The sequence below is a fragment of the Catellatospora sp. TT07R-123 genome, from assembly GCF_018327705.1.
Classification (GTDB): domain Bacteria; phylum Actinomycetota; class Actinomycetes; order Mycobacteriales; family Micromonosporaceae; genus Catellatospora.
The window spans coordinates 2545492-2571095 of record NZ_BNEM01000001.1; the positions used below are offsets into that span (position 1 = coordinate 2545492).

The window sequence follows — 25604 nt, forward strand, 5'->3', positions numbered from 1 at the left end:
GGCCGTGCGAGGATCGCCTCATGGTCCTCGAAGTCGCTCTGATCGAGGTCCTCCCCGGCCGGGAGGACGAGTTCGCCGCCGCCTACGCCAAGGGGCACGAGGTGCTCGCGGGCACCCCGGGCTGCCTGAGCGTGCGGATGACCCGCGGCATCGAGTCGCCGTCGCGGTTCGTGCTGCTGGTCGAGTGGGAGAACGTCGCCGCGCACGAGGACAACTTCCGCGCCACCGAGCGGTTCACCACCTGGCGCGGCCTGATCGGCCCGTTCTTCGCCGCCCCGCCCGTGGTCGAGCACTTCGCGGACGTCCCGCACGCCTGATGCCGCGCCGCAGCCTGACCACCTCGGACGGGGTGCTGGTCGACGCCCACCACGACCCGGGTGACGCCGCCCTCGCCGTGGTGGTCGCGCACGGCTTCACCGGTTCCTGGCAGCGCCCGGCCGTACGCCGCGCCGCCGCCGTCTTCGGCCGGTCCGGCGGCGTGATCAGCTTCGACTTCCGCGGCCACGGCGCCTCCGGCGGCAAGTCGACCGTCGGCGACCTGGAGATCCACGACCTCGAAGCGGCCGTGGCCTGGGCCCGGGAGCTCGGCTACCGCCGCGTCGTCACCGTCGGCTTCTCGATGGGCGCCTGCGTCGCGGTCCGGCACGCGGGCCTGCTGCGCGGCGTCGACGCGATCGTGGCGGTCAGCGGCCCGGCCCGCTGGTACTACCGGGGCACCCCGCCGATGCGGCGGGTGCACTGGGTGCTGGAACGGCGGCTCGGCCGCCTGGTCGGGCGGGTCGCGCTGAAGACCCGGATCGCCTCGGGCGGCTGGGCCGAAGAGCCGCTGCCGCCGTACGCCGCAGCGCCGCTGATCTCGCCGATCCCGCTGCTGGTGGTGCACGGCGACGCCGACGCGTACTTCCCCGTCGAGCACGCGCACCAGATCTACGGCGCGGCCGGCGAACCCAAGGAGCTGTGGCTGGAGCCCGGCTTCGGCCACGCCGAGAACGCGGCCTCCGACGAGCTGCTCACCCGCATCGCCACCTGGCTGACCACCCACGCCCCGGCCCACTGACCGCCCCCTGATCGGCGGCGACGCGTTCGCACTGGCACCATTCACGGGCATGGCCCCCTCACCTACGTCGATGTGGCTGCCGGTCGGGCACCGGCTCGTGCTGGCGGCGTTCGCGCTGCTGGTGGCGGTGTCGTGGTGGCACCCGCGCTGGCCGGCCGAGCAGGCGCTGCACCACAGCCTGACCGTGGTCGCGGTCGCCGCCCTGCTGTGGGCGCAGCACCGGCTGCGGCTGCCGCTGAGCTCGTTCGTACTGCTGGTGGTGTTCCTGGCGCTGCACACGATCGCGGCGCGCTGGATCTACTCGTACGTGCCGTACGACGAGTGGGTCGCCGCCCTGACCGGGCGGTCGCTGTCGGAGCGGTTCGGCTGGCAGCGCAACAACTTCGACCGGCTGGTCCACTTCGGATACGGGCTGCTGCTGGCCCCGGTGCTGGTGCGGCTCTGGCGTGAGCGCGGGGTGCCGCGCGGACGGGCCTGGCTGCGCGCGGCCGAGCTGGTCCTGGCCACCGGCGCGCTTTACGAGCTGTTCGAGTGGGCGATCGCGCTGACGCTGGCCCCCGGCGCGGCCGAGGCGTACAACGGGCAGCAGGGTGACATGTGGGACGCGCACGCCGACATGGCCCTGGCGCTGCTCGGTGCGCTGCTCGGCGGTGCGGTCGCGGTACTGCGACCGGCGCGACATCATCCGAACGGATGAGGCTGTTTACCCCCAACGGGTGGCGGGTAGCTCGATGGCATGACTACTGACCTGCCCCCGCTTCCCCCGTTGTCCGACGAGGCTGAGCAGAACTACCAGCCCGCAGGCCAGAGCATCGTCGAGATGCTGGCCGAGGAGCACCGCCAGATCACCAGGCTGTCGGCCGAACTCGCCGTCGAGGCCGCCTCAGCCTCGCCGTCGCGGCGCAAGCAGGTCGCCGACGTGGTGACCGCCGTCGTGAGCCGCCACCTGGCCGCCGAGGAGCAGTACCTGCTGCCCGCGGTGCGCCGGCACCTGCCCGACGGCGACGACCTGGCCAGCCGCGAGCTGGCCGAGGACGGCGCGATCCGCCAGATGCTGCAGACTCTCCAGACCGTGCCGCCGGAGGACGAGAAGTTCCAGGAGCTGGCCCTGGAGGTGGACCAGCAGCTGCGCCGCCACAAGCACACCGCCGACCGCCGCATCCACATGCGCCTGGCGCAGGCCGCCACCGACGAGGAGCTGATCCGGCTGGGCAACCGGGCCGCGATCGCGGAGGAGGCGGCGACCACCCGGCCGCACCCGGGCGCCCCGTCCACGCCCCCGTGGAACCGGCTGACCGACCCGCTGCTGGGCGCGGCGGACAAGCTCCGCGACGCGCTGACCGGGCGGTCGACGTACCCGGAACAGCTGTGACCGCAGACCCGATGCCAGGCAGCCGGGGCACGCCGCGCGGGCGGCGTGCCCCGGTCGCTTCTCGGCTCAGGCCGCGACGTCCATCTGGCGCAGCTCCTTCTTGAGCTCGCTGATCTCGTCGCGGATGCGGGCCGCGAGTTCGAACTGCAACTCGCCCGCCGCGGTCAGCATCTGGTCGGTCAGCTCGCCGACCAGCTTGACCAGCTCAGCTCGGGCCATGCCCGCGCTCTCGGCCACGATGGTGCCCCGCCGCTCGCCGCTGGTGCCGCGGCCCTTGGACTTCGTCCCCGGCACCGGCGCCTTGCCCCGCGACATCTGCCGGCCGGACCCGCCGATCAGCTGCCCGCCCCCGGCTGCGGCCATCGCGAGCTCGCTGTCCTCGGCCTCGCGGTAGATGTCGTCGAGGATGTCGTGGATCTTCTTGCGCAGCGGCTGCGGGTCGACCCCGTTGGCCTCGTTGTACGCCACCTGCTTGGCGCGGCGCCGGTCGGTCTCCTCGATCGCCGACGCCATCGACGGCGTGATCTTGTCGGCGTACATGTGGACCTCGCCGGAGACGTTGCGGGCCGCGCGGCCGATCGTCTGGATCAGCGAGGTGCCGCTGCGCAGGAAGCCCTCCTTGTCGGCGTCGAGGATCGCCACCAGCGACACCTCGGGCAGGTCCAGGCCCTCGCGCAGCAGGTTGATGCCGACCAGCACGTCGAACTCGCCGATGCGCAGCTCCTTGAGCAGCTCCACCCGGCGCAGCGTGTCGACCTCCGAGTGCAGGTAGCGCACCCGGATGCCGTTCTCCAGCAGGTAGTCGGTCAGGTCCTCGGCCATCTTCTTGGTCAGCGTGGTGACCAGGACCCGCTCGTCGCGCTCAGTGCGCACCCGGATCTCGTGCATCAGGTCGTCGATCTGGCCCTTGGTCGGCTTCACCACCACCTGCGGATCGACCAGGCCGGTCGGGCGGATCACCTGCTCGACGAACTCGCCGCCCGCCTGCTTGAGCTCCCATGGGCCCGGCGTGGCGGACAGGAAGACCATCTGCCCCACCCGCTCCAGGAACTCGTCGAAGCGCAGCGGGCGGTTGTCCTGGGCGCTGGGCAGCCGGAAGCCGTGCTCGACCAGCACCCGCTTGCGCGAGGCGTCGCCCTCGTACATGCCGCCGATCTGCGGGATGGTCACGTGCGACTCGTCGATCACGGTCATGAAGTCGTCGGGGAAGTAGTCGAGCAGGCAGTGCGGCGGGCTGCCCGGCTCGCGGCCGTCGATGTGCAGCGAGTAGTTCTCGATGCCGTTGCAGAAGCCGACCTGCCGCATCATCTCCAGGTCGTACGTGGTGCGCATGCGCAGGCGCTGGGCTTCGAGCAGCTTGTTCTGCCGGTCGAGCTCGGCCAGGCGCGCCTCCAGCTCCGCCTCGATGCCGCCGATGGCGCGCTCCATCCGCTCCGGCCCCGCCGCGTAGTGGGTCGCCGGGAAGATCAGCATCTGCTGCACGTCGCGCACCACGTCGCCGGTCAGCGGGTGCAGGTAGGACAGGCGCTCGATCTCGTCGCCGAAGAACTCGATCCGCAGCGCCAGCTCCTCGTACGCCGGGATGATCTCCAGCGTGTCGCCGCGCACCCGGAACGTGCCCCGGTTGAACGCGATGTCGTTGCGCGCGTACTGGATGTCGACCAGGCGGCGCAGCAGCTTGTCGCGGTCCAGCTCCTCGCCGACGCTGACCTTGACCGCGCGCTCCAGGTATTCCTGCGGCGTGCCCAGGCCGTAGATGGCGCTGACGGTCGCCACCACGATCACGTCCCGGCGGGTCAGCAGCGACATCGTCGCCGAGTGCCGCAGCCGCTCCACCTCCTCGTTGATCGAGGAGTCCTTCTCGATGTAGGTGTCCGTCTGCGGGATGTACGCCTCGGGCTGGTAGTAGTCGTAGTAGCTGACGAAGTATTCGACCGCGTTGCGCGGCATCAGCTCGCGGAACTCCTTGGCCAGCTGGGCGGCGAGCGTCTTGTTGGGCGCCAGCACCAGCGCCGGCCGCTGGAGGCGCTCGATGAGCCAGGCCGTGGTGGCCGACTTGCCGGTGCCCGTCGCGCCCAGCAGCACGGTGTGCCGGTCGCCCCGGCGCACCCGCCGCGCCAGGTCCTCGATCGCCGCGGGCTGGTCGCCACCAGGCGTGAACTCACTGATTACCTGAAACGTGCCATCCAGGCGCGGGATCTGCTGGCTCATGCCGCCAAACCTACGCTCAACCTCCGACATGCCACGCAAGGTGACGCTGATCACGCTGCGGCAACCGGGCGGCGGCGCGGCCGAGGACGATCACGGCAGGTCCCTTGGCCAGGCAACTTCTCCACCCCCGTCGCGCACGGGTGACAGCGGGTGACCCTTAGTAAGTGACCGGCTCCAATATTGCGATTGTGTGTCATCAATCACGGCGTTAACGTCATGGAGTAGGCCGCTCGCGGCGGCCGTACCGGGGAGACCGGACCTCCACACCGGCCGGTTACCACCCCCGGCGCACCGGTAGCAGCCCCGATCCGCCCCACCGCAGGATCGTGAGCGCACCGCTGCGGTCGCGCACCATGTGTGCGCCGACCGGCCGCCGCGAACGGTCTGACCTTTTCCCCGACCGACCCTTCCCGCACGCGGGCGCGTGCGGGCGTACGCGCGTGTGCGTGCGGGCGTGGCGGGCGCGTGCGTGCGGGCGTGGCGGGCGCGTGCGTGCAGTTTCGGGGAAACTGCTGGAATCTCGGGGCGAATTCGAGCACTTTCCCCGAAACTGCACGAACTTCGCCGCCCTCCCCCGCGAACGTCACCTCGTACGCCCCCTTCACGTTGCACCTGCCGTGGGTGTCACCTCCGGCCGCCGCCGCGTCGTCAACGTCATCGCCAGCGCCGGGCTCGTGCTCGGCCTCGCCGCCGGGCTGAGCACCGGCCTGGCCTCCTGCACCGCCAAGAAGCCGGTCGCCGAGAGCACGCGGCCGCTGGCCGACGGCGAGCTCAAGCGCCTGGCCGGGATGCGGGTGGTCAACTACGAGGACGCCCGCGTCGGCCTGCGCGGCACCGTCGGGCCGGCCAGCCGCAAGACCCGGGTCGCGGGCTGGATCGACTGGCGCCGCGAGGTGGTGTACCTGTCGGTCACCGACCCCGAGGGCGGCACCGCGCTGGTGCAGGCGGTGCCCGGGGTGCTCGCGGTGCGTACCGGCCCGGTCGGTCCCGCGTCGGCCTCGACCGGCCCCGACTCCGACGCGGCCGCGCCCGGCCTGCCCCCGGTCGACCCGCCCGAGGACGGCTGGCGGGCGCGCCCCATCCAGCTCGGCGGCGACGAGCAGCGCCCGCTGGACAACCTCGTCTCGTTCCTCTTCCTGCTGGCCCGCCCCGACCGGGACCCCGCCGACCTGCTCGGCACGCTGAAGAACCAGTACGTACGCCGCGACGCCTTCGAAGGCACCCCGGTCGACGTGCTGCTCGGCCCGGCGCTGCTGCCGCAGACCGGACCCGCCGCACCGTCGGCGGCCCCGGGGCTGACCCCGACCGCGTCGAGCAACTCGGCCGCCGACACCGAACCCGACGACGGCACGCTCGACGAGGCGAACATGGCCGCCTCGGCCGCTCCCTCCGGCAGCCCCGAGCCCTCGTACGCGCCGGACTCGCTGGAGGCGCACGGCGGCGCGGTCGGCTACTGGCTCGACGACAAGGGCGCGCTGCGGCGGCTGGAGACGGTGCTGGCCACCGGCCTGCCCGCCACCGTGGACCTGCTGCGCGACCAGCAGCAGGAGTTCACCCGTACCGCGGTGCTGGGCGGGCAGCCCAACAACCCCACGAAGATCACCGAGAAGGAAGCCGAGATGCTGTCCCGGCTGCGCCAGCGCAACCTGCGCGCCCGCGGCGGCAAGGTCACCCTGACCATGCCGGTGCTGCCCGGCACGCTGCGGCTGGGCACGGGCTGGCTGGACTGGCAGCGGCACCTGAGCTACCTGGCCGTGCACGACTCCGACGACACCGACTACGACGTGCTCGTACACGCCGACCGCACCGGTGTCGCCACCCGCAAGACCGGCAAGAAGGCCACCGAGGTCCCGCCGCTGCCCGCCCCGAAGGGCGACTGGGACCGGGCCGAGTGGGCCGACCTGGGCACCAAGACCGAGATCACCGACCTGGACTACCTGGTCCACGAGGCGATGTCGCTGGCCGCGGGCACGCCCGACGATGCCGCCCACATCCGCCAGCACGGGCGGCGGCTGCGCGTCGACGTGCTGCGCGGGGTGCCGGTGGGCGTGTTCGAGCTGCCCACGGCCGTCGAGGTGAACGTGCCGGCCGGGATGGCGCGGATGCGGTACTGGGTGGACAACTCCGGCGTGCTGCAGCGGCTGGAGCTGCGGACCGCCACCGGCGGGTTCGCACAGCTCGACCTCGACCTCAGCGACCCGCTGCCCGCCCTGCCCCCGCGCGTCTACTGACCGCGGCGGCAGCGGCGCCGCGCCCGCTTTCCACTGACGCTGGCCTATCTAGAGGACGATTCTCCAAGATCCGTCCTCTAGATAGGCCAGCGTCAATGCTAGGCGGGGCGGCGTGACGGCGGGCAGTGTGGCAGCGGGGCGGGGGGTGACGGCGGGGCGGGGTGGCAGCGGCCCGCCGCGTGCTCCCGCCCCGCGGTCACTCCGGACGCAGCCGGGGCCAGATCTCGTCGACGGCGGCGTGCAGGTCGGCGATGCTGCCCTCGTTGACGATCGCGATGTCGGCCACCGCCCGCCGCTGCTCGTCAGTCGCCTGCGCGGCGATCCGGGCGGCCGCGTCCGCCTCGGCCATCCCCCGGTCCCGCACCAGCCGCGCGACCCGGGTCACCTCGTCGGCGAACACCACGATCACCAGCTCGTACGTCGGCGCCAGCCCCGCCTCCACCAGCAACGGCACGTCGTTCACGACCACCGCGTCCGGCGGCGCCGCAGCGGCCAGCTCGGCCGTGCGCGCCCGCACCCGGGGATGGATGATCGCCTCCAGGTCCCGCCGGGCCGCCTCGTCACCGAAGACCAGCTTCCCCAGCGCGGGCCGGTCCAGCGACCCGTCAGCGGCCAGCACGCCCGGCCCGAACCGGGCCACCACCTCGGCCAGCCCGTCGGTGCCGGGTGCGACCACCTCCCGGGCGATCCGGTCGGAGTCGATCACCACAGCGCCCCGTTCGGCCAGTCGGGCCGCCACCGCGCTCTTGCCGGAGCCGATACCCCCGGTCAGTCCCACCCATCGCACGCGCCCATGGTCGCACGGGTACGGAAAAGGCCGGTGGCCCCCGGCTCCGTGGAGTCGGGGGCCACCGGCGGTGTGGCTACTGCCTACCTCAGGCCTTGCCGCCGGCGAGCTTCTCGCGCAGCGCGGCCAGGGCCTCGTCGGTGGCGAGGGTGCCGCTGGGCTCCTCCGCCGCCTTGGCCGGGACCGGGGTCGAGGTGGAGACGTTGCCGCTCGGAACCTCGCTCGCCGCGGCGGCGTCGGCCGCGCGGGAGGTCTGGACCTGCTTGGTGTGCGCCTCCCAGCGGGTGCGGGCGTCAGCGTACTGCTGCTCCCACTGCTCGCGCTGCTTCTCGAAGCCCTCGAGCCACTCGCCCGTCTCCGGGTCGAAGCCGTCCGGGTAGATGTAGTTGCCCTCGTTGTCGTACGTGGCGGCCATGCCGTACAGCGTCGGGTCGAAGTGCTCCTCGCCCTCGACGAAGCCCTCGTTGGCCTGCTTCAGCGACAGCGAGATGCGGCGACGCTCGAGGTCGATGTCGATGACCTTGACCATGACGTCCGAGCCGACCTGCACGACCTGCTCCGGGATCTCCACGTGGCGCTCGGCCAGCTCGGAGATGTGGACCAGGCCCTCGATGCCGTCCTCGACACGCACGAACGCACCGAACGGAACCAGCTTGGTGACCTTACCCGGCACGATCTGCGTGATCGCGTGGGTGCGGGCGAACTGGCGCCACGGGTCCTCCTGCGTCGCCTTGAGCGACAGGGAGACGCGCTCGCGGTCCAGGTCCACGTCGAGAACCTCGACCTCGACCTCGGTGCCGACCTCGACGACCTCGGACGGGTGGTCGATGTGCTTCCACGACAGCTCGGAGACGTGCACCAGACCGTCCACGCCGCCGAGGTCCACGAACGCGCCGAAGTTGACGATCGAGGACACGACGCCCTTGCGGACCTGGCCCTTCTGCAGCTTGTTCAGGAACTCGGTGCGCACCTCGGACTGGGTCTGCTCGAGGTAGGCGCGACGCGACAGCACCACGTTGTTGCGGTTCTTGTCCAGCTCGATGATCTTCGCCTCGAGCTCGCGGCCGACGTACGGCTGCAGGTCACGGACGCGGCGCATCTCGACGAGCGAGGCCGGCAGGAAGCCCCGCAGGCCGATGTCCAGGATGAGACCACCCTTGACGACCTCGATGACGGAGCCGCGGACGACGCCGTCGTCCTCCTTGATCTTCTCGATGGTGCCCCACGCCCGCTCGTACTGCGCGCGCTTCTTGGAGAGGATCAGACGCCCCTCCTTGTCCTCCTTCTGGAGGACCAGGGCCTCGATGTGATCACCGACGGTGACGACCTCAGCAGGGTCCACATCGTGCTTGATCGACAACTCGCGCGAGGGGATGACGCCCTCGGTCTTGTAGCCGATGTCGAGCAGGACCTCGTCCCGGTCGACCTTGACAACGGTGCCTTCGACAATGTCGCCGTCGTTGAAGTACTTGATGGTCTCGTCGATCGCGGCGAGGAATGCCTCGTCCGAGCCGAGATCGTCGAAGGTGACCTTGTTGGCGCTCGAGGTGGCCTCGATGCTGCTCGTCATGTGGACTGTTGCTCCGTCGGATGGATGTTCAGTGTGACCCAGTGGTGGTTCCACTGCCGCACCCGCTCGTCTACGCTGCGGACGTCCGGGGCTCCGGGTGTCCGGGAACCGGGCGTCCGTCGCGACAGCGGGTCTGCTCCATGCCGAGAACCGCGGACGTGCGAGTGCATCGAACAGCTTACCGTGCCCATTACCACACGACGCAACCCCACCCCTCCCGTGACGCTCCCCTCTTCCTGATTCGCGGGAGTGCGTAGGGATTCCGGCCAGATTGTCACGCGCATCACACCCTCAGCCCCTTCCCTCCGGTGCCCCGCGCACCCCTCGCGGGAGGCCGTGCCTTCGGGGAAAGCGCAGCCGCACCAGCCTGGAATCGCGCGGTTTCCCTGAAACCGCAGCCTGATCGGGGCGGGCGCGGGGCGGGCGCGAGCGAGCCGGGCGAGGCGGCGTGTGATCGTCGGCACCCCGTCGGCGACAATCTCCCGGTGACGATCGATCACCACCGTGAGCCGGACGAACCCGACTACCCCGACGACACCGCGCAGGTGTCGCGCCGCCCCGCCGCGCGGGGTGAGAGCGTGCGGGCCAATCTGCGCTGGTGGGACGGCGCGGCCGACGCGTACCAGGCTGAGCACGGGCCGTTCCTGGGCGGGTCGCGGTTCGTGTGGGGGCCGGAGGGCCTGGACGAGGCCGAGGCCGGACTGCTGGGCGAGGTCAAGGGCCTGCGGGTGCTGGAGCTCGGGTGCGGCGCCGGGCAGTGCGGGCGCTGGCTGACCGGCCAGGGGGCGTACGCCGTGGGCCTGGAGCTGTCCGGCCGCCAGCTGCACCACTCCCGCCGCCTCGACGAGCGCACCGGGACGCCCCTGCCCGTGGTGCAGGCCGACGCGCAGGCCCTGCCGTTCGCCGACGGCACGTTCGACCTGGTCTGCTCGTCGTACGGCGCCCTGCCGTTCGTCGCCGACGCCGCCTCGGTGCTGCGCGAGACCGCCCGGGTCCTGCGCCCCGGCGGCCGGCTGGCGTTCTCGGTGACGCATCCGCTGCGCTGGTCGTTCCTCGACGACCCGACCGAGTCGGGGCTGGTGGCGGTGCACCCGTACTGGGACCGCCGCGCCTACGTCGAGGAGGACGACGACGGGGTGCCGACCTACGTGGAGCACCACCGCACCGTCGGGGACTGGGTGCGGCTGCTGGGCGCGGCCGGGCTGGTGCTCGACGACCTGGTCGAGCCGGAGTGGCCGCAGGACAACGAGCACGTGTGGGGCGGCTGGTCCCCGCTGCGCGGGCGGCTGATCCCGGGCACCGCCGTCTTCCTCGCGCACCTGGCCTGACCACGGCGTCCGCGGGCGCGGCCCCGGACCGGTGTCGGTTCGCGGGGGCTAATAGGCCCGGCGGTAGCATGGCAAGTTGATTCGCACGAGGTGTTTGCCCACCTCGCCATATTCGTACCTGACGATCGGAAGGCCGTTTCCATGCTATCGGCAGAGATCCGCAAGCGTTGGCTCAGCTACTTCGAGCAGCGCGGCCACCAGGTGGTCGAGTCGGCGTCGCTCATCGCCGACGATCCCACCCTGTTGCTGATCAACGCTGGTATGGCGCCGTTCAAGCCCTACTTCCTGGGTGAGATCCCGGCGCCGTGGCCGCGGGCGACCAGCGTGCAGAAGTGCGTGCGGACGACCGACATCGAAGAGGTCGGCAAGACCACCCGGCACAACTCGTTCTTCCAGATGTGCGGCAACTTCTCCTTCGGCGACTACTTCAAGGAGAAGGCCATCCCGATGGCCTGGGAGCTGCTGACCGGCTCCACCGCCGACGGCGGCTACGGCCTGGACCCCGACCGCCTGTGGATCACGGTGTACCTCGACGACGACGAGGCCGAGGACATCTGGCACAAGCAGGTCGGCGTGCCGAAGGACCGGATCCAGCGGCTCGGCATGGCGCAGAACTTCTGGTCGATGGGCGTGCCCGGCCCGTGCGGCCCGTGCTCGGAGATCAACTACGACCGCGGCCCGTCGTTCGGCCCGGAGGGCGGCCCGCTCAAGGACACCGCCGGCGACCGGTACCTGGAGATCTGGAACCTGGTGTTCATGCAGAACATCCGGGGTGAGGGGTCCTCCAAGGAGGCCTACCCGATCGTCGGGGACCTGCCGAGCAAGAACATCGACACCGGCCTGGGCCTGGAGCGGCTGGCCACGCTACTGCAGGGCGTCGACAACCTGTACGAGATCGACACCACCCGCCCGATCCTGGACCTGGCCGCGCAGCTGTCCGGCAGCCGCTACGGCGCCGACCACAAGAGCGACATCTCGCTGCGCGTGATCGCCGACCACGTGCGCACCGCGACCATGCTCATCGCCGACGGCGTGGTGCCCAGCAACGAGGGCCGCGGCTACGTGCTGCGCCGCATCCTGCGCCGCGCCATCCGCAACCTGCGCATCCTCGGCGCGCACCAGCCCACCATGCACGAGCTGGTCGGCAAGACCATCGGCATCATGGGCCCGCAGTACCCGGAGCTGGAGACCGACCGCAAGCGCATCGACACCATCGCGGTGGCCGAGGAGGCGGCGTTCCTCCAGACGCTCAAGTCCGGCACCTCGATCTTCGACCTGGCCGCGGCCGAGTCGAAGACGAAGGGCCTGAACAGCATCTCAGGCGACCAGGCGTTCCAGCTGCACGACACGTACGGCTTCCCGATCGACGTCACCCTGGAGATGGCGGCCGAGCAGGGCCTGGCCGTGGACGAGGACGGCTTCCGCCGCCTGATGAAGGAGCAGCGCGACCGGGCCAAGGCCGACGCGAAGGCCAAGAAGACCGGCCACGTCGACGTCTCGGCGTACCGCGAGGTGCTCAACGGCGCGGGCCGCTCGGAGTTCCTGGGCTACACGCAGACCTCGGCCGAGGGCAGCGTCCGCGGCCTGCTGGTCGCGGGCAGCCCGGCCAAGGCCGCGTACGAGGGCCAGGAGATCGAGATCATCCTGGACCGCACGCCGTTCTACGCCGAGGGCGGCGGCCAGCTCTCCGACCAGGGCATCATCGAGCTCGGCGGCGGCGCGGTGATCCACGTCGACGACGTGCAGACCCCGATCGACGGCCTGGTGGTGCACCGCGGCCGGGTCATCAGCGGCGAGGTCGCGGTGGGCGCCGACGTGCAGGCCCAGATCGACCTGGAGCGGCGCCGGGCCATCTCGCGCTCGCACACCGCCACCCACCTGGTGCACAAGGCGTTCCGCGACGCGCTGGGCGAGTCGGCGGCGCAGGCCGGTTCGGAGAACGGCCCCGGCCGGTTCCGGTTCGACTTCACCACCCCGGGTGCCGTGGCCCCGTCGGTGCTGCACGACGTCGAGCAGCGCATCAACGAGGTGCTGATCGCCGACCTGGAGGTGCACGCCGAGGTCATGCCGATCAAGCAGGCCCGGGAGATCGGCGCCGTGGCCATGTTCGGCGAGAAGTACGGCGAGCAGGTCCGCGTGGTCACCGTCGGCGACTACTCGCGCGAGCTGTGCGGCGGCACGCACGCCAACCGGTCCGGCCAGCTCGGTGTGATCAAGCTGCTGAGCGCCGCGTCGATCGGTTCGGGCGTACGCCGCGTCGAGGCGCTGGTCGGCACCGACGCGTACCGGTTCCTGGCCCGCGAGCACGCCCTGGTCGCGCAGCTCACCGACGCGCTGAAGGTGCGCCCGGAGGAGCTGCCGGAGCGGGTGGCGGGCATGGTCAGCCGCCTGCGCGAGGTCGAGAAGGAGATCCAGAGCCTGCGCGCCGCCCAGGTGCTCCAGGCGGCCGGCGCGATCGCCGACGGCGCCTCGGACGTCAACGGCGTCGCCGTCGTGGTCCGGCACCTGCCGGAGCCCGACAACGCCGACGACCTGCGCACGCTCGCGCTCGACGTGCGCAACCGGCTGTCGGCCCGCCCCGCCGTGGTCGCCGTCTCCGGTGTCTCCGGTGACCGGCCGGTGGTCGTGGTGGCCGTCAACGAGGGCGCCCGCGACCTGGGCATCAAGGCGGGCGCGCTGGTCCGTACCGCTGCGAAGATCCTCGGCGGCGGTGGCGGCGGCCGCGACGACGTCGCGCAGGGCGGCGGCACCAACGTCTCGGCGATCGCCGAGGCGCTCGGCGAGATCGAGCGCACGGTGGGCCAGCACGCGGCGTCGCACTGACGCGGACACTCCCTAGCAGGGGCGGCACCCGGACGGGTGCCGCCCCTGCTTCTTGGAGCCGATCAAGTTGAGCGATCACGTCCAGCGGGGAGTCCGTACGCGCGTACGCTCAAAACGTGAGCAACAGCATATTTCGGACGAAGTCGGTGGAGCAGTCCATCGCCGAGACCGACGAACCCGGTCACCGCCTCAAGAAGGAACTGACCGTATTCGACCTCACGGTCTTCGGTATCGGTGTCATCATCGGCACGGGCATCTTCGTGCTCACCGGCAAGCAGGCCGCGATCAACGCCGGCCCCGCGATCGTGATCTCGTTCATCCTCGCCGCGATCGTCTGCGGGCTCGCCGCGCTGTGCTACGCCGAGTTCGCCTCCACGGTCCCGGTGGCCGGTTCGGCGTACACGTTCGGCTACGCCACCCTGGGCGAGTTCATCGCCTGGATCATCGGCTGGGACCTGGCGCTGGAGCTGGGCCTGGGTGCCGCCGTGGTGGCCCGCGGCTGGTCCAGCTACCTGCACTCGCTGCTCAACCTGCCGGACTGGCTGGCCGGCGACAAGGCCATCCCCGACTTCGGCGCGATCTTCATCGTGGCGGTGTGCGCGGCGCTGGGCGTGGTCGGCGCGAAGATCTCCGGCCGGGTGACCGCCGTGCTGGTCGCGATCAAGATCGCCGTGGTGCTGTTCGTGATCGCCCTCGGCGCCTTCTTCATCAAGGCCGCCAACTACTCGCCGTACATCCCGCCGGCGGTGCCCGCGAAGGTGGAGGAGGGCGGTGCCACGCCCCTGATCCAGCTCCTGCTCGGCATCACCCCGCAGCACTACGGGCTGTGGGGAATCCTGGCCGCGTCCTCGATCGTGTTCTTCGCGTACATCGGCTTCGACATCGTCGCCACCACCGCCGAGGAGACCAAGAACCCGCAGCGCGACCTGCCCCGCGGCATCATCGGCTCCCTGGTCATCTGCACGATCCTGTACGCGGCCGTCTCGTTCGTCATCACCGGCATGGCCAACTACAAGCAGCTGGACACCGGCGCCCCGCTGGCGCTGGCGTTCGAGCTGGTCGGGCAGGACTGGGCCGCCAAGCTCATCTCGCTCGGCGCGATCTGCGGCATCACCACCGTGGTCCTGGTGCTCATGCTCGGCCAGTCCCGGGTGCTGTTCGCCATGTCGCGCGACCGGCTGCTGCCCGAGAAACTGGCCGCGGTGCACCCGCGCTACGGCACGCCGTGGATCATCACCATCGTCACCAGCGTGATCATCGCGATCCTGGCCGCGTTCCTCGACCTGACCAAGCTGTCGGAGCTGACCAGCATCGGCACGCTGTTCGCGTTCGTGGTCGTGTCGATCGGCGTGGTCGTGCTCCGGCGAACCCGGCCCGACCTGCACCGCAGCTTCCGGGTGCCGTGGGTGCCGTTCCTGCCGATCGTGGCGGTGCTGGCCTGCCTGTGGCTGATGCTGAACCTGCCCGTGGACACGTGGATCCGGTTCGTGATCTGGATGCTGATCGGCCTGGCGCTGTACTTCCCGTACGGCCGCCGCCACAGCCGCCTGGCCCGCTCCTCCACCCCGTCCTACGACTGACCTCGCGCTCTCGCGGGGCTGGCTGGCGAAGATCGTCGTTTTCGGTCGCGACGTGCAGCTGGACTGCACCGGATGACCGAAGACGGCGATCTTCGGCGTTCATGCGCCGAGTGGGCGCACGGGGGTGGGTAGGCTCAGGCGCGTGAGTGATACCGCGGTACTGGTCATGGGGGTCTCCGGCAGCGGCAAGACCACCATCGGCACCGACCTGGCGCTGCGCCTCGGCGCGGCCTTCCAGGACGCCGACGACCTGCACCCGCCCGCCAACAAGCAGAAGATGCACGCCGGCATCCCGCTCACCGACGCCGACCGCGAACCCTGGCTGCGCGCCTGCGCCCAGTGGCTGGCCGCGCAGGCGGGAGACGGCCGGCCCGCCGTCCTGGCCTGCTCGGCGCTCAAGCGCCACTACCGCGACGTGCTGCGCGCCGCCGCGCCCGGCCTGCGGATCGTCTACCTCGACGGCGACCGCGATCTGCTCGCCGCCCGCCTGGGCCACCGCCCCGGGCACTTCTTCAACCCGGTGCTGCTCGACTCGCAGCTGGCCGAGTTGGAGGTCCCGGGTCCGGACGAGCACTCGATCGCCCTGCCGATCTCCCTGTCCCCCGCCGACCTCGTCGACCGGGCCACCGCAGCCCTGACCACCTGACCCGCCCCGGCCGCCCCGCGCCGCGAGTCGCCGCGAGTCGCCGCGAGTCGCTGCGAGTCGCCGCGAATGCCAGCAGTTTCGGGGAAACTGCCGGTAAAGCGCTCCGGATTCCTACACTTTCCCCGAAACTGCACTCTTCCGAGCGCAGCCCACGGCGCGACCGGTGTCGATCAGGAAGCCGTGCCCGCGACACGCCGTCGAACCGTGCCATAAGTTCATGATCGACGGGAAAGGGGCGCGCCCGCCCGCCGTGGGGCGGGGCGGGGCGCGGTGGGACGGGTGGGTCAGTGGTCGGCGGCGTTCCAGTCGGGGCCGGAGCCGACGGAGACCTCCAGGGGGACCGAGAGGTCTACGGCGCCGGCCATCTCGCGGCGGGCCAGTGCCTCCAGCGCGGTCCGCTCGCCGGGCGCGACCTCGAACACCAGCTCGTCGTGGACCTGGAGCAGCATCCGCGACACCAGGCCCTCGGCCTTCAGGGCCTTGTCGACCCGCAGCATGGCCAGCTTGATCACGTCGGCGGCCGAACCCTGGATCGGGGCGTTGAGCGCCATGCGCTCGGCCATCTCCCGGCGCTGCCGGTTGTCGCTGGTCAGGTCGGGCAGGTAGCGGCGGCGGCCCAGGATGGTGGCGGTGTAGCCGTCCTTGCGGGCCTGGTCGACGACCTCGTGCAGGTAGTCGCGCACCCCGCCGAAGCGGGCGAAGTAGTCCTCCATCAGCCCGGTCGCCTCGGCGGTCGAGATGCCCAGCTGCTGCGACAGTCCGTACGCGGAAAGGCCGTAGGCCAGGCCGTACGACATGGCCTTGATGCGGCGGCGCTGCTCGGCGCTGACCTCGTCGGTGGCGAACACCTTCGACGCGACGGTGGTGTGCAGGTCCTCGCCGGAGGCGAACGCCTCGATCAGCCCGGCGTCGCCGGACAGGTGCGCCATGATCCGCATCTCGATCTGGCTGTAGTCGGCCGTCAGCAGCGACTCGTACCCGGAGCCGACCACGAAGGCGCGCCGGATGCGGCGGCCCTCCTCGGTGCGGATCGGCACGTTCTGCAGGTTCGGGTCGGTGCTGGACAGGCGGCCCGTCGCGGCCACGGTCTGGAAGAACGTGGTGTGGATGCGGCCGTCGTCGCTGACCGACTTGAGCAGGCCGTCGACGGTCGACTTCAGCTTGGCCACGTCCCGGTGGCGCAGCAGGTGCGTCAGCACCGGGTGCTCGCTCTGCTGGTGCAGCCACGCCAGCGCGTCGGCGTCGGTGGTGTACCCCGTCTTGATCTTCTTGGTCTTGGGCAGGTTCAGCTCGCCGAACAGGATCTCCTGGAGCTGCTTGGGCGAGCCGAGGTTGAACTCGCGCCCCACCTCCGCGTACGCCGCCTGCGCCGCCGCCTTGACCTCGGCCGCGAACGTCGCCTCCAGCTCCGACAGGTAGTCGGTGTCGGCGGCGATGCCGATGCGCTCCATCGCGCCGAGCACCTCCACCAGCGGCAGCTCCAGCTCGGCCAGCAGCCGCTCGCCGCCGTCAGGGCCGAGTTCGGCCCCGATCGCGTCGACCAGGTCGAGCGTGGCGCGGGCGCGCAGCATCAGCGCCTCCTCCGCGGCCCGGTCGGGGGCGGCGTCGCCGAAGTCCAGGGTCAGCTGGCCGTTGCCGGCGGGCGCCTCGGTGCGCAGCTCGCGGTGCAGGTAGCGCAGCGCCAGGTCGGCCAGGTCGTAGGAGCGCTGGTCCGGCCGGGCCAGGTACGCCGCGAGCGCGGTGTCGCTGGCCAGCCCGTCCAGCGCCCAGCCCCGGGCCTGGAAGGCCAGCATGGCCGGCTTCGCGTCGTGGACCACCTTGGGCCGGTGCGGGTCGGCCAGCCAGGCCGCCAGGGCCGTCTCGTCGGCCGGGTCCAGCCCGGTCGGGTCGCACCACGCCGCCGCCTGCTCAGCCGCCAGGGCCAGGCCGGTCAGGTTGCCGGTGCCCCGGCCGAAGGTGCCGCTGACCGCGACGCCGACCGTGCCCCGGCCGTGCTCCTCCAGCCAGGCCGCGAGCGCACCGGGCTCCTCCAGCACGGTGCCGTCGAGGTCGAACCCGGCCTCGGCCTCCGGTTCGGCGGTGTCGAGGTACTGGTAGAGCCGGTCGCGCAGCACCCGGAACTGGAGCGTGTCGAAGACCTGGTGCACCGCCTCGCGGTCCCAGCTGGTCCACTGCGACTCGTCCAGCGGCAGCGGCAGCTCCAGGTCGTCGCGCAGCTTGTTGATCTGGTGGTTGCGCATCACCCCGGCCAGGTGCTCGCGCAGGCTCTCGCCGGCCTTGCCCTTGATCTCGTCGACGTGGGCGATGACGCCGTCGAGGCCCTCGTACTGCGTGATCCACTTCGCGGCGGTCTTCGGGCCGACCCCGGGCACGCCGGGCAGGTTGTCGCTGGACTCGCCGACCAGGGCGGCCAGGTCGCGGTAGCGGTCGGGACCGACGCCGTACTTCTCGGTCACCGCGGCCGGGTCCATCCGGGCCAGGTCCGAGACGCCCTTCTTCGGGTACAGCACCGTCACGTCCTTGGTGACCAGCTGGAACGCGTCGCGGTCACCGGTGCAGATCAGCACCCGCATCCCGGCCTCGCGGCCCTGCCGGGCCAGCGTGGCGATGATGTCGTCGGCCTCGAACCCGGCCAGCTCGACGTGGCGCACCCGCAGCGCGTCGAGCACCTCCTGCACCAGGCTGACCTGGCCCTTGAAGTCGCTCGGGGTCTCGGCGCGGCCCGCCTTGTACTCGGCGTACTGCTCGGTGCGGAAGGACTGGCGCGACACGTCGAAGGCGACGGCGATGTGGGTGGGCCGCTCGTCGCGCAGCACGTTGATCAGCATGGAGGTGAAGCCGTACACCGCGTTGGTGGGCTGGCCCGTGCTGGTGGAGAAGTTCTCCACGGGCAGGGCGAAGAAGGCCCGGTATGCCAGCGAGTGGCCGTCGAGCAGCAGCAGGGTCTCGGTCACCCGACGAGCTTATGCCCTGCCTCTGACGTGTTCGCCGCTACGGGGTCCGGGGCGCGGCCGGGTCGGTGATGCGCACGCCCACGGTTCCGTCCACGCCCCGGCGGACCCGGCTGCCCCACAGGGTGATCCGGCCGAGCAGGCCGTACTTCTTGATCAGGAGCTCGCGGACGGCGGCGGTGGCCGGCGCGTCCATCAGCCGGGCGCGGGCCGGGATGGTCGGCCCGGTGACCTTGCCGCGTACGTCGCAGTCGCTGATGGTCACCTTGCTGCTGCGCCGCAGCCGCTTGACCTTGCCGCTGTCCGACACGGTCCACACGACGATGTCGGCCCCGTCGCGCACCGCCCACACCGGCGTCGGCACCGCCCGCCCGTCCCGACGGAACGTGGTCAGCAGCAGGTAGTTCCCGAAAGGCAGATCCGCGACGCTCGGCATACCCGGCACCCTACCGCCCCGCTTTCCGCGAGTCGATCAGGAAGCTGTGCCCCCGACACACCGTCGAGCCGCGCCATAAGTTCATGATCGACGCGGCGATGAGGGGCGGGATGAGGGGCGGGGCGAGGAGCGGGGACGGGGCGGTCAGAGGACCTTGCTGAGGAAGTCGCGGGTGCGGGGGTGTTGGGGGTTGGCGAGGACCTCGCGGGGGGTGCCCGACTCGACCACCACGCCGCCGTCCATGAAGATGAGCTGGTCGCCTACCTCGCGGGCGAAGCCGATCTCGTGGGTGACGACCACCATGGTCATGCCGGAGCGGGCGAGGTCCTTCATGGCGTCGAGGACGTCGCCGACCAGTTCGGGGTCCAGGGCGCTGGTGGGCTCGTCGAACAGCATCAGTTTGGGGTCCATGGCGAGGGCGCGGGCGATGGCCACGCGCTGCTGCTGGCCGCCGGACAGCTGCGCCGGGTAGTTGCCCGCCTTCTCGGCCAGGCCCACGCGCTTGAGCTGCTCCATCGCGTTGCGCATGCACTCGTCCTTGCCGCGGCCCTTGACCGTGGACGGCGCCTCCATCACGTTCTCCAGCGCGCACATGTGCGGGAACAGGTTGAAGCGCTGGAACACCATGCCGATCTCGCGGCGCTGCGCGGCGACGGCCTTGTCGTGCAGCTCGTAGAGCTTGTCGCCGCGCTGCTCGTACCCGATGAGCCTGCCGTCGACCCAGATCCGGCCCGAGTCGATCTTCTCCAGGTGGTTGATGCAGCGCAGGAACGTCGACTTGCCGGAGCCGGACGGGCCCAGCACGACGCAGACCGTGCCGCGCGGGACCGTCACGTCGATGCCGCGCAGCACCTCCACGTGCCCGAACGCCTTGTGCACGTTGTCCGTGCGCACCATCGGCTCCTCGGCGGCCCGGGTCTCGGCGGCGTGGCTCACATCGGCTCCCCACCGTGCTCGGCGGCCAGGCCCTTGAGCTTGAGCTTGGCCTGCCCGGCGCGGCCGTAGCCGCGCCCGAAGTGGCGTTCGAGGAAGTACTGCCCGATCAGCAGCAGGCTGACCAGGAACAGGTACCAGAGGATCGCGGCGACGTACATCGGGAAGATCTGGAAGGTGCGCTTGCCGATCGCGTCGAGCTGGAAGAACAGCTCGGTCGTCACCGGTACGACGATGAGCAGCGAGGTGTCCTTGAGCATCGCGATCGTCTCGTTGCCGGTCGGCGGGATGATCACCCGCATCGCCTGCGGCAGCACCACCCGCCGCAGCGCCTGGAACCGGCTCATGCCCAGCGCCGTCGCCGCCTCCTGCTGGCCCGGGTCGACCGACAGCATGCCCGCCCGCACGATCTCGGCCATGTACGCCGCCTCCGACAGCGCCAGGCCCAGGATGCCGACGACGAAGCCGCTGAGCAGCGCCCGGGTCTCGACACCGCCCACCCGCCAGGTCGCGTTCTCGATGCCGAACAGGCCGCCGATCCAGCGGTCGAACGGCACCCCGAACTCCAGCCGCGGCCACAGGATGCCCAGGTTGCCCAGCACCGCCAGCAGCACCAGCCGCGGCACGGCCCGGAAGAACCACGTGTACGCCCACGAGGTGCCGCGCAGGATCGGGTTCTCCGACAGCCGCGCCACCGCCACCAGGATGCCCAGCACCACGCCGATGATCATCGAGCAGACCGTGATCGAGACCGTGCCCCACAGGCCCCGCAGCACCGGCGGCGTGAACATGTTCGAGAACATGAACTGCCACTGGAAGGCGCTGTTGGTCAGCAGCAGGTGCAGGAACATCGCCACGAGCAGAGCGATCACCCCGATCGCCACCCACCGGCCCGGGTGCCGGACCGGGATCGCCTTGATGGGGTCGGGCGGGCGCGGCGCCGGCAGCGGGACCGGCGAGGACGAGGGCGACGGCGTGGACATGGCGCGCTACGGGTTGATCTGGGAGCTCGGCACCGCGCCGCCCGCGACGCCCCACTGGTCCAGGATCTTCTGGTACGTGCCGTCCTTGATCAACGCGTCCACGGCACCCTGCACCGCCTCGGCGAACTGCTGCTGCTCCTTGGGCACCACGTACCCGTAGGGCGCGGCGTCGTAGATGTCGCCGAGCAGCTCCAGCTGGCCGTTGGACTGCTTCACCGCGTACGCCGCGACCGGGGAGTCGGCGAGCATCGCGTCGTCCTTGCCGGAGACCACCGCGGCGGCGGCCGCGTCCTGGCCCGGGTACGGCTCGATGGTGATCTCGGGCTTGCCCGCCGCCTTGCAGGCGTCGTTCTTCTTGGCGATGTCCTCGGCCTGCACGGTGTCGCGCTGCACCGCCACGCGCTTGCCGCACGGGTTGTTCGGGTCGATCCCGGCCGGGTTGCCCTTCTTCGTCGCCCACTGGGTGCCCGCGTTGTAGTAGCTGACCATCAGGGCCTGCTTGACGCGCTCCGGGTTGATGGTGAACGACGAGACGCCGACCTCGTACTTGCCGGAGCCGACGCCGGGGATGATGTCGCCGAACGTGGCCGGCTGGAACTCCGCCTGGAGGCCGAGCTTGGCGGCGACGGCTTTGAACAGGTCGACGTCCCAGCCCTGGACGGTCTTGCCGTCGGCGGCCAGGGACTCGTTCGGCGGGTAGGTGGCGTCGGTGCCGACGAGGATCTTGCCGTCGGACTTGACCGAGTCCGGCACCTTGGCGGCCAGCGCGGCGTCGGCCGACACGCTGGGCGCGGCCCCGCTCGGGCTCTCCGATCCGCCGCCGCAGGCACTCAATCCGAGAGCGAGGGCGGCCACCACGCCGACCGGAATCAGTCTCTTGAGCACGTAGATCCCCTTTGCGTACCGTATGTAGATTCACGGTAACGCAAAGTGAGACCCCGTAAACGCAACTGCGCGGAAGCGCCCGGCGAAACCGGGCCCTTCCGCGCAGTCGGCGTCCAGTGTCAGGCGACGCCGAGGTAGGCGGCCTTCACGGCGGGGTCGTGCAGCAGGTCCGCGCCCGTCCCCTCCTTGACGATGCTGCCCGTCTCCAGCACGTACGCCCGGTGCGCCCGCGACAGCGCCTGCTGCGCGTTCTGCTCCACCACCAGCACGGTCGTACCCTGCTTATTGATCTCCGTGATGATGTTGAAGATCTGCTGGATCAGCATCGGCGCCAGGCCCATCGACGGCTCGTCGAGCAGCAGCAGCTTCGGCCGGCCCATCAGCGCCCGGCCCACCGCGAGCATCTGCTGCTCGCCGCCGGACAGGGTGCCGCCCTGCTGCCTGATGCGCTCCTGGAGCCGCGGGAACAGCCCGAACACCCGCTCCATGTCGGCGGCGATCCCGGCGGCGTCGCGTCGCATGTACGCGCCCATCTCCAGGTTCTCCCTGACCGTCATGCCCGGGAACACGCCCCGGCCCTCCGGCGACTGGCAGATGCCCCGCACCACGCGCAGGTCGGCGCGCAGCTTGGAGATGTCCTCGCCGTTGAAGCGGATCGCGCCCGAGGCGATCGGCCGCAGACCGGAGACGGCCCGCATCGTGGTGGACTTGCCGGCGCCGTTGGCGCCGATCAGGGCCACGATCTCACCCTCGTTGACGTGCAGGCTGATGCCGTGCAGCGCCTGGATCCGCCCGTACAGCAGGGTGATGTTGTCGATCTCAAGCAGCATCGGGGACTCCCAGGTACGCAGCGATCACCTTCGGGTTGTCCCGCACCTCGGCGGGGGTGCCCTCGGCGATCTTCCTGCCGAACTCCAGCACCACGATCCGGTCGGTGACCTCCATGACCAGGCGCATGTCGTGCTCGATGAGCAGCACGGTCACACCCGAGTCGCGGATCTTGCGGATCAGCTCCAGCAGCGCGACCTTCTCGGACGGGTTGAAGCCGGCGGCCGGCTCGTCCAGGCACAGCAGCGTCGGGTTCGTGGCCAGCGCCCGGGCGATCTCCAGCCGCCGCTGGTCGCCGTAGGGCAGGTTGCGCGCCAGGTCGCTGGACCGGGCGGTGATGCCGACGAAATCCAGCAGCTGGTGCGCCCGCTTGACCGCGCTGCGCTCCTCGCTCCAGAACCGGGGCAGCCGCAGCAGCGCGCTCGGCACGCTGGTCTTGTGGTGCGCGTCCGCGCCCACCAGCACGTTCTCCAGCGCCGTCATCTCCGGGAAGAGACGGATGTTCTGGAACGTGCGGGCGATGCCCATCTTGGTGATCCGGTTGCGCTTCTGGCCCGGCACCCGCTTGCCCTGGAACCGGATGTCGCCCTCGGTCGGCAGGTACACGCCGGTCATGGCGTTGAAGCAGGTGGTCTTGCCGGCGCCGTTCGGGCCGATCAGGCCGAGGATCTCGCCCTCGTAGATGGCGAAGTCGACCTTGTCCAGCGCCACCACGCCGCCGAAGCGGAGCGTGACGTTGTCGACCTCCAGCAGTGGCTTGCGCTCACTCACCGACGGCCACCTCCTTCTGCCGATCCTTGTACTCGGCCTCGCGGGCCCGGTTGGGCCAGATGCCCTGCGGCCGGAAGATCATCATGATGATCAGCACCAGGCCGAAGACCAGGTAGCGGTACTCGGTCGTGTTGATGTCCACGCCCACCAGGTCGCCCAGGCCGCGAATCCACTCCGGCACGTAGATCACGAGGAAGCCGCCCAGGACGGCACCCGGGATGCTGCCGGCGCCGCCGAGGATCACCGCGGCCAACACCAGGATCGAGTTCTCCAGGCCGAACGTGGTGGAGTTCATGAAATTGACCTTGCTGGCCCACAGCGCGCCGGACAGGCCGCCGACCGAGGCACCGATCGCGAACGCCCACATCTTGAACTTGAACGTCGGCACGCCCATCAGCTCGGCGGCGTCCTCATCCTCGCGGATGGCGACCCAGGCCCGGCCGACCCGGCTGTTCTGCAGGTTGCGGATCCCCAGGACCACGATAATGATCACCGTCAGGACCAGCCAGTAGTACGGCTTCGGGTCGACGAAGCCGAAGATCGGCTCACCGCCGATCTCGCCCGGCGGGTGCGGAATGCTCGAGATGCCCCGGTCACCGTTCATCACCCAGTCCGACTGCATCGCGATCACGCGGATCATCTCGGCGAAGCCGAGCGTCACGATCGCCAGGTAGTCACCGCGCAGCCGCAGCGTCGGCCAGCCCAGCAGCACACCCGTGCACAGCGTCACCAGCACCGCCAGCGGCAGCACCAGCAGCCACGGCAGCGGGCTGTCGAACCAGTGGTACTCGGTGATCAGCTTGCTGGCGGGCGAGGTGAACAGCGCCATGGTGTACGCGCCGACCGCGAAGAAGCCGAAGTAGCCCAGGTCCAGCAGGCCCGCGAAGCCGACCACCACGTTGAGGCCCACGGCCAGCAGCACGTAGATCGAGGCGTCGAACATCACGGTGCTGAAGTCCGAGCTGTACGTCACCAGCGGGTTGTAGAAGGCCGGCGGGTCGGCGAACCAGCCCAGCGGGACCGCGTAGAAGAACGTCACCAGGGCGAGGATGGCCAGCCACCGCTGCCATGCCGGCAGCGCGCGCAGCCGGGCCGAGAAGCCCCGCGCCTTCGCCTTGCCGTTGCCGTTGCCGGGGGTGACCCCGTTCTCGTTGCCGCTCATGCGCGTGCCCTCCCCAGCGACTCACCCAGGATGCCGGTCGGCCGGAACATCAGCAGCGCGATCAGCGCGACGAAGGCCACCAGGTCACGGAAGTTCGAGCCGAACAGCGCCGAGGCGTAGTTCTCCACCACACCGAGCAGCAGGCCGCCCAGCAGCGCACCGCGCAGGTTGCCGATACCACCCAGCACCGCCGCGGTGAAGGCCTTGATACCCAGCAGGAAGCCCACGTTGAACTTGGTGAAGCCGTACTTCATGTTGGCGAACACGGCGCCGACACCGGCCATCACACCGCCGATGAGGAACACCAGGCCGATGATGCGGCCCTTGTTCACGCCCATCAGCGCCGCGGCGTCCGGGTCCTGCGCCACCGCGCGCACGCCCCGGCCCATCCGGGTCTTGTTGATGAACCAGTCCAGGCCGACCATCATCAGCAGCGCACCCACCACGATGACGATCTGGACCGTGGTGATCTCAGCGCCGAGGACCTTGAACAGGACCTTGTTCGACACCACTTCCGGCATGCCGAAGGGGGCGCGGTCGGTGTAGATGCCGACCGACTCCATGATCACGTACGAGGCGCCGATGGCGCTGATGAGGAACGCCAGGGGTGGGGCGTTCCGCCGCCGCAACGGGCGGTAGGCGGCCAGTTCCACTGCCACGGCGGTCACCGACGAGGCCGCGGTCGCCGCTATCAGGCCGAGGACCACCACACCGATGCAGGTGAGGACACCGACCGGGTTGTGGTTCTGGTCGTAGCCCATCCACTGCCAGACGTACATGGCGGCGAAGGTGCCCACCATGAAGACCTCGGAGTGGGCGAAGTTGATGAGGCGCAGGACGCCGTAGACGAGGGTGTAGCCGAGGGCGACGAGTGCGTAGATGGCGCCCTGGGTCAGCCCCGTGGTGGTCAGTTCCGAGAAATTCCGGAACAGCTCGGAGAAATCCACGTGGTGCTCCTGGTGAGAGGGCCTAAGGGTCGTGGCCGGGAGCCAGCTGCTCCCGGCCACGACAGATCACGAATCCGCGGTACGCGAACTGATCATGCGATCA

The 25604-nt window shown here is 70.7% G+C and carries 20 protein-coding genes and 1 pseudogene; 9 read left to right on the forward strand and 12 right to left on the reverse strand.

Annotated elements, in window-relative coordinates; genetic code table 11:
- The first annotated feature begins 20 nt into the window (after window positions 1–20).
- From Cs7R123_RS10790 to Cs7R123_RS10805, 4 genes are read left to right on the forward strand one after another with little or no spacing between them, the layout of a single operon-like run.
- Window positions 21–317 carry an antibiotic biosynthesis monooxygenase gene (locus Cs7R123_RS10790; RefSeq protein ID WP_212825674.1) on the forward strand — a complete coding sequence of 99 codons (297 nt, stop codon included), beginning with the start codon at window positions 21–23 and terminating at the stop codon, window positions 315–317.
- Complete coding sequence (locus Cs7R123_RS10795; protein ID WP_212825676.1) at window positions 317–1057, forward strand: alpha/beta hydrolase; 741 nt, start codon at window positions 317–319, stop codon at window positions 1055–1057. Before Cs7R123_RS10790 ends, Cs7R123_RS10795 begins: the two co-directional genes overlap by 1 nt.
- A 49-nt stretch (window positions 1058–1106) precedes the next feature.
- Window positions 1107–1754, forward strand: coding sequence for a DUF2238 domain-containing protein (locus Cs7R123_RS10800; protein ID WP_212825678.1), 648 nt, complete (start codon window positions 1107–1109; stop codon window positions 1752–1754).
- Between the two features lie 39 nt (window positions 1755–1793).
- A complete protein-coding gene (locus Cs7R123_RS10805) occupies window positions 1794–2429 on the forward strand; it encodes a hemerythrin domain-containing protein (protein ID WP_212825680.1) in 636 nt (211 codons plus the stop codon).
- 66 nt (window positions 2430–2495) lie between these two features.
- On the opposite strand, the gene uvrB is transcribed toward Cs7R123_RS10805, so the two are convergent.
- Window positions 2496–4640, reverse strand: coding sequence for an excinuclease ABC subunit UvrB (uvrB, locus tag Cs7R123_RS10810; RefSeq protein ID WP_212825682.1), 2145 nt, complete (start codon window positions 4638–4640; stop codon window positions 2496–2498).
- Between the two features lie 617 nt (window positions 4641–5257).
- Here uvrB and Cs7R123_RS10815 point away from each other — a divergent pair.
- Complete coding sequence (locus tag Cs7R123_RS10815) at window positions 5258–6871, forward strand: hypothetical protein (RefSeq protein ID WP_212825684.1); 1614 nt, start codon at window positions 5258–5260, stop codon at window positions 6869–6871.
- A gap of 202 nt (window positions 6872–7073) precedes the next feature.
- Here the strand turns inward: Cs7R123_RS10815 and coaE are convergent.
- Both coaE and rpsA read right to left on the reverse strand, forming a co-directional pair.
- A pseudogene (gene coaE, locus Cs7R123_RS10820) lies at window positions 7074–7658 on the reverse strand (dephospho-CoA kinase); the annotation flags it as partial.
- 88 nt (window positions 7659–7746) lie between these two features.
- On the reverse strand, window positions 7747–9228 hold the full coding sequence (rpsA, locus tag Cs7R123_RS10825; RefSeq protein ID WP_212825688.1) for a 30S ribosomal protein S1: 1482 nt from the start codon (window positions 9226–9228) through the stop codon (window positions 7747–7749).
- A gap of 491 nt (window positions 9229–9719) precedes the next feature.
- On the opposite strand from rpsA, the gene Cs7R123_RS10830 reads away from it, so the two are divergent.
- The 4 genes from Cs7R123_RS10830 to Cs7R123_RS10845 all read left to right on the forward strand — a co-directional run bounded on the left by Cs7R123_RS10830 (window position 9720) and on the right by Cs7R123_RS10845 (window position 15605).
- Window positions 9720–10556 carry a class I SAM-dependent methyltransferase gene (locus Cs7R123_RS10830; protein ID WP_374706986.1) on the forward strand — a complete coding sequence of 279 codons (837 nt, stop codon included), beginning with the start codon at window positions 9720–9722 and terminating at the stop codon, window positions 10554–10556.
- A 141-nt stretch (window positions 10557–10697) separates the two neighbouring features.
- Window positions 10698–13379, forward strand: coding sequence for an alanine--tRNA ligase (alaS, locus tag Cs7R123_RS10835; RefSeq protein ID WP_212825691.1), 2682 nt, complete (start codon window positions 10698–10700; stop codon window positions 13377–13379).
- Between the two features lie 116 nt (window positions 13380–13495).
- Entirely contained in the window at window positions 13496–14959 is a 1464-nt protein-coding gene (locus Cs7R123_RS10840; RefSeq protein WP_244871751.1) for an amino acid permease, read from the forward strand.
- Window positions 14960–15101: 142 nt separating this feature from the next.
- The gene (locus Cs7R123_RS10845; RefSeq protein ID WP_244871752.1) at window positions 15102–15605 is read left to right on the forward strand and encodes a gluconokinase; all 504 of its coding nucleotides are present in this window, start codon (window positions 15102–15104) and stop codon (window positions 15603–15605) included.
- 284 nt (window positions 15606–15889) lie between these two features.
- On the opposite strand, the gene polA is transcribed toward Cs7R123_RS10845, so the two are convergent.
- The 9 genes from polA to Cs7R123_RS10890 all read right to left on the reverse strand — a co-directional run bounded on the left by polA (window position 15890) and on the right by Cs7R123_RS10890 (window position 25501).
- On the reverse strand, window positions 15890–18559 hold the full coding sequence (gene polA / locus Cs7R123_RS10850) for a DNA polymerase I (protein ID WP_212825693.1): 2670 nt from the start codon (window positions 18557–18559) through the stop codon (window positions 15890–15892).
- Between the two features lie 37 nt (window positions 18560–18596).
- Window positions 18597–18992: a PPOX class F420-dependent oxidoreductase gene (locus Cs7R123_RS10855; protein ID WP_212825695.1), complete on the reverse strand. Its 396-nt coding sequence runs from the start codon at window positions 18990–18992 to the stop codon at window positions 18597–18599.
- A gap of 144 nt (window positions 18993–19136) precedes the next feature.
- On the reverse strand, window positions 19137–19889 hold the full coding sequence (locus Cs7R123_RS10860) for an amino acid ABC transporter ATP-binding protein (RefSeq protein ID WP_212829076.1): 753 nt from the start codon (window positions 19887–19889) through the stop codon (window positions 19137–19139).
- Between the two features lie 35 nt (window positions 19890–19924).
- Window positions 19925–20908, reverse strand: a complete 984-nt coding sequence (locus Cs7R123_RS10865; protein WP_212825697.1) for an amino acid ABC transporter permease — start codon at window positions 20906–20908, stop codon at window positions 19925–19927.
- A 6-nt stretch (window positions 20909–20914) separates the two neighbouring features.
- Window positions 20915–21793, reverse strand: a complete 879-nt coding sequence (locus tag Cs7R123_RS10870) for an ABC transporter substrate-binding protein (protein WP_244871753.1) — start codon at window positions 21791–21793, stop codon at window positions 20915–20917.
- Window positions 21794–21912: 119 nt separating this feature from the next.
- Complete coding sequence (locus Cs7R123_RS10875; RefSeq protein ID WP_212825698.1) at window positions 21913–22623, reverse strand: ABC transporter ATP-binding protein; 711 nt, start codon at window positions 22621–22623, stop codon at window positions 21913–21915.
- Complete coding sequence (locus Cs7R123_RS10880) at window positions 22613–23392, reverse strand: ABC transporter ATP-binding protein (protein ID WP_212825700.1); 780 nt, start codon at window positions 23390–23392, stop codon at window positions 22613–22615. Before Cs7R123_RS10880 ends, Cs7R123_RS10875 begins: the two co-directional genes overlap by 11 nt.
- Window positions 23385–24554: a branched-chain amino acid ABC transporter permease gene (locus Cs7R123_RS10885; RefSeq protein ID WP_212825702.1), complete on the reverse strand. Its 1170-nt coding sequence runs from the start codon at window positions 24552–24554 to the stop codon at window positions 23385–23387. The genes Cs7R123_RS10880 and Cs7R123_RS10885 overlap by 8 nt, the downstream gene beginning before the upstream one ends.
- Entirely contained in the window at window positions 24551–25501 is a 951-nt protein-coding gene (locus tag Cs7R123_RS10890) for a branched-chain amino acid ABC transporter permease (RefSeq protein ID WP_212825704.1), read from the reverse strand. The genes Cs7R123_RS10885 and Cs7R123_RS10890 overlap by 4 nt, the downstream gene beginning before the upstream one ends.
- Between the last annotated feature and the right edge of the window lie 103 nt (window positions 25502–25604).

Bases quoted from the DNA above. Each gene is read 5' to 3' on its own strand.
- Cs7R123_RS10875 (WP_212825698.1), bottom strand. From the start codon at position 22,623: ATGCTGCTTGAGATCGACAACATCACCCTGCTGTACGGGCGGATCCAG.
- uvrB (WP_212825682.1), bottom strand. From the start codon at position 4,640: ATGAGCCAGCAGATCCCGCGCCTGGATGGCACGTTTCAGGTAATCAGT.
- Cs7R123_RS10855 (WP_212825695.1), bottom strand. From the start codon at position 18,992: ATGCCGAGCGTCGCGGATCTGCCTTTCGGGAACTACCTGCTGCTGACC.
- Cs7R123_RS10800 (WP_212825678.1), top strand. From the start codon at position 1,107: ATGGCCCCCTCACCTACGTCGATGTGGCTGCCGGTCGGGCACCGGCTC.
- alaS (WP_212825691.1), top strand. From the start codon at position 10,698: ATGCTATCGGCAGAGATCCGCAAGCGTTGGCTCAGCTACTTCGAGCAG.
- rpsA (WP_212825688.1), bottom strand. From the start codon at position 9,228: ATGACGAGCAGCATCGAGGCCACCTCGAGCGCCAACAAGGTCACCTTC.
- Cs7R123_RS10865 (WP_212825697.1), bottom strand. From the start codon at position 20,908: ATGTCCACGCCGTCGCCCTCGTCCTCGCCGGTCCCGCTGCCGGCGCCG.
- Cs7R123_RS10805 (WP_212825680.1), top strand. From the start codon at position 1,794: ATGACTACTGACCTGCCCCCGCTTCCCCCGTTGTCCGACGAGGCTGAG.
- Cs7R123_RS10860 (WP_212829076.1), bottom strand. From the start codon at position 19,889: ATGGTGCGCACGGACAACGTGCACAAGGCGTTCGGGCACGTGGAGGTG.
- Cs7R123_RS10795 (WP_212825676.1), top strand. From the start codon at position 317: ATGCCGCGCCGCAGCCTGACCACCTCGGACGGGGTGCTGGTCGACGCC.
- Cs7R123_RS10790 (WP_212825674.1), top strand. From the start codon at position 21: ATGGTCCTCGAAGTCGCTCTGATCGAGGTCCTCCCCGGCCGGGAGGAC.
- Cs7R123_RS10885 (WP_212825702.1), bottom strand. From the start codon at position 24,554: ATGAGCGGCAACGAGAACGGGGTCACCCCCGGCAACGGCAACGGCAAG.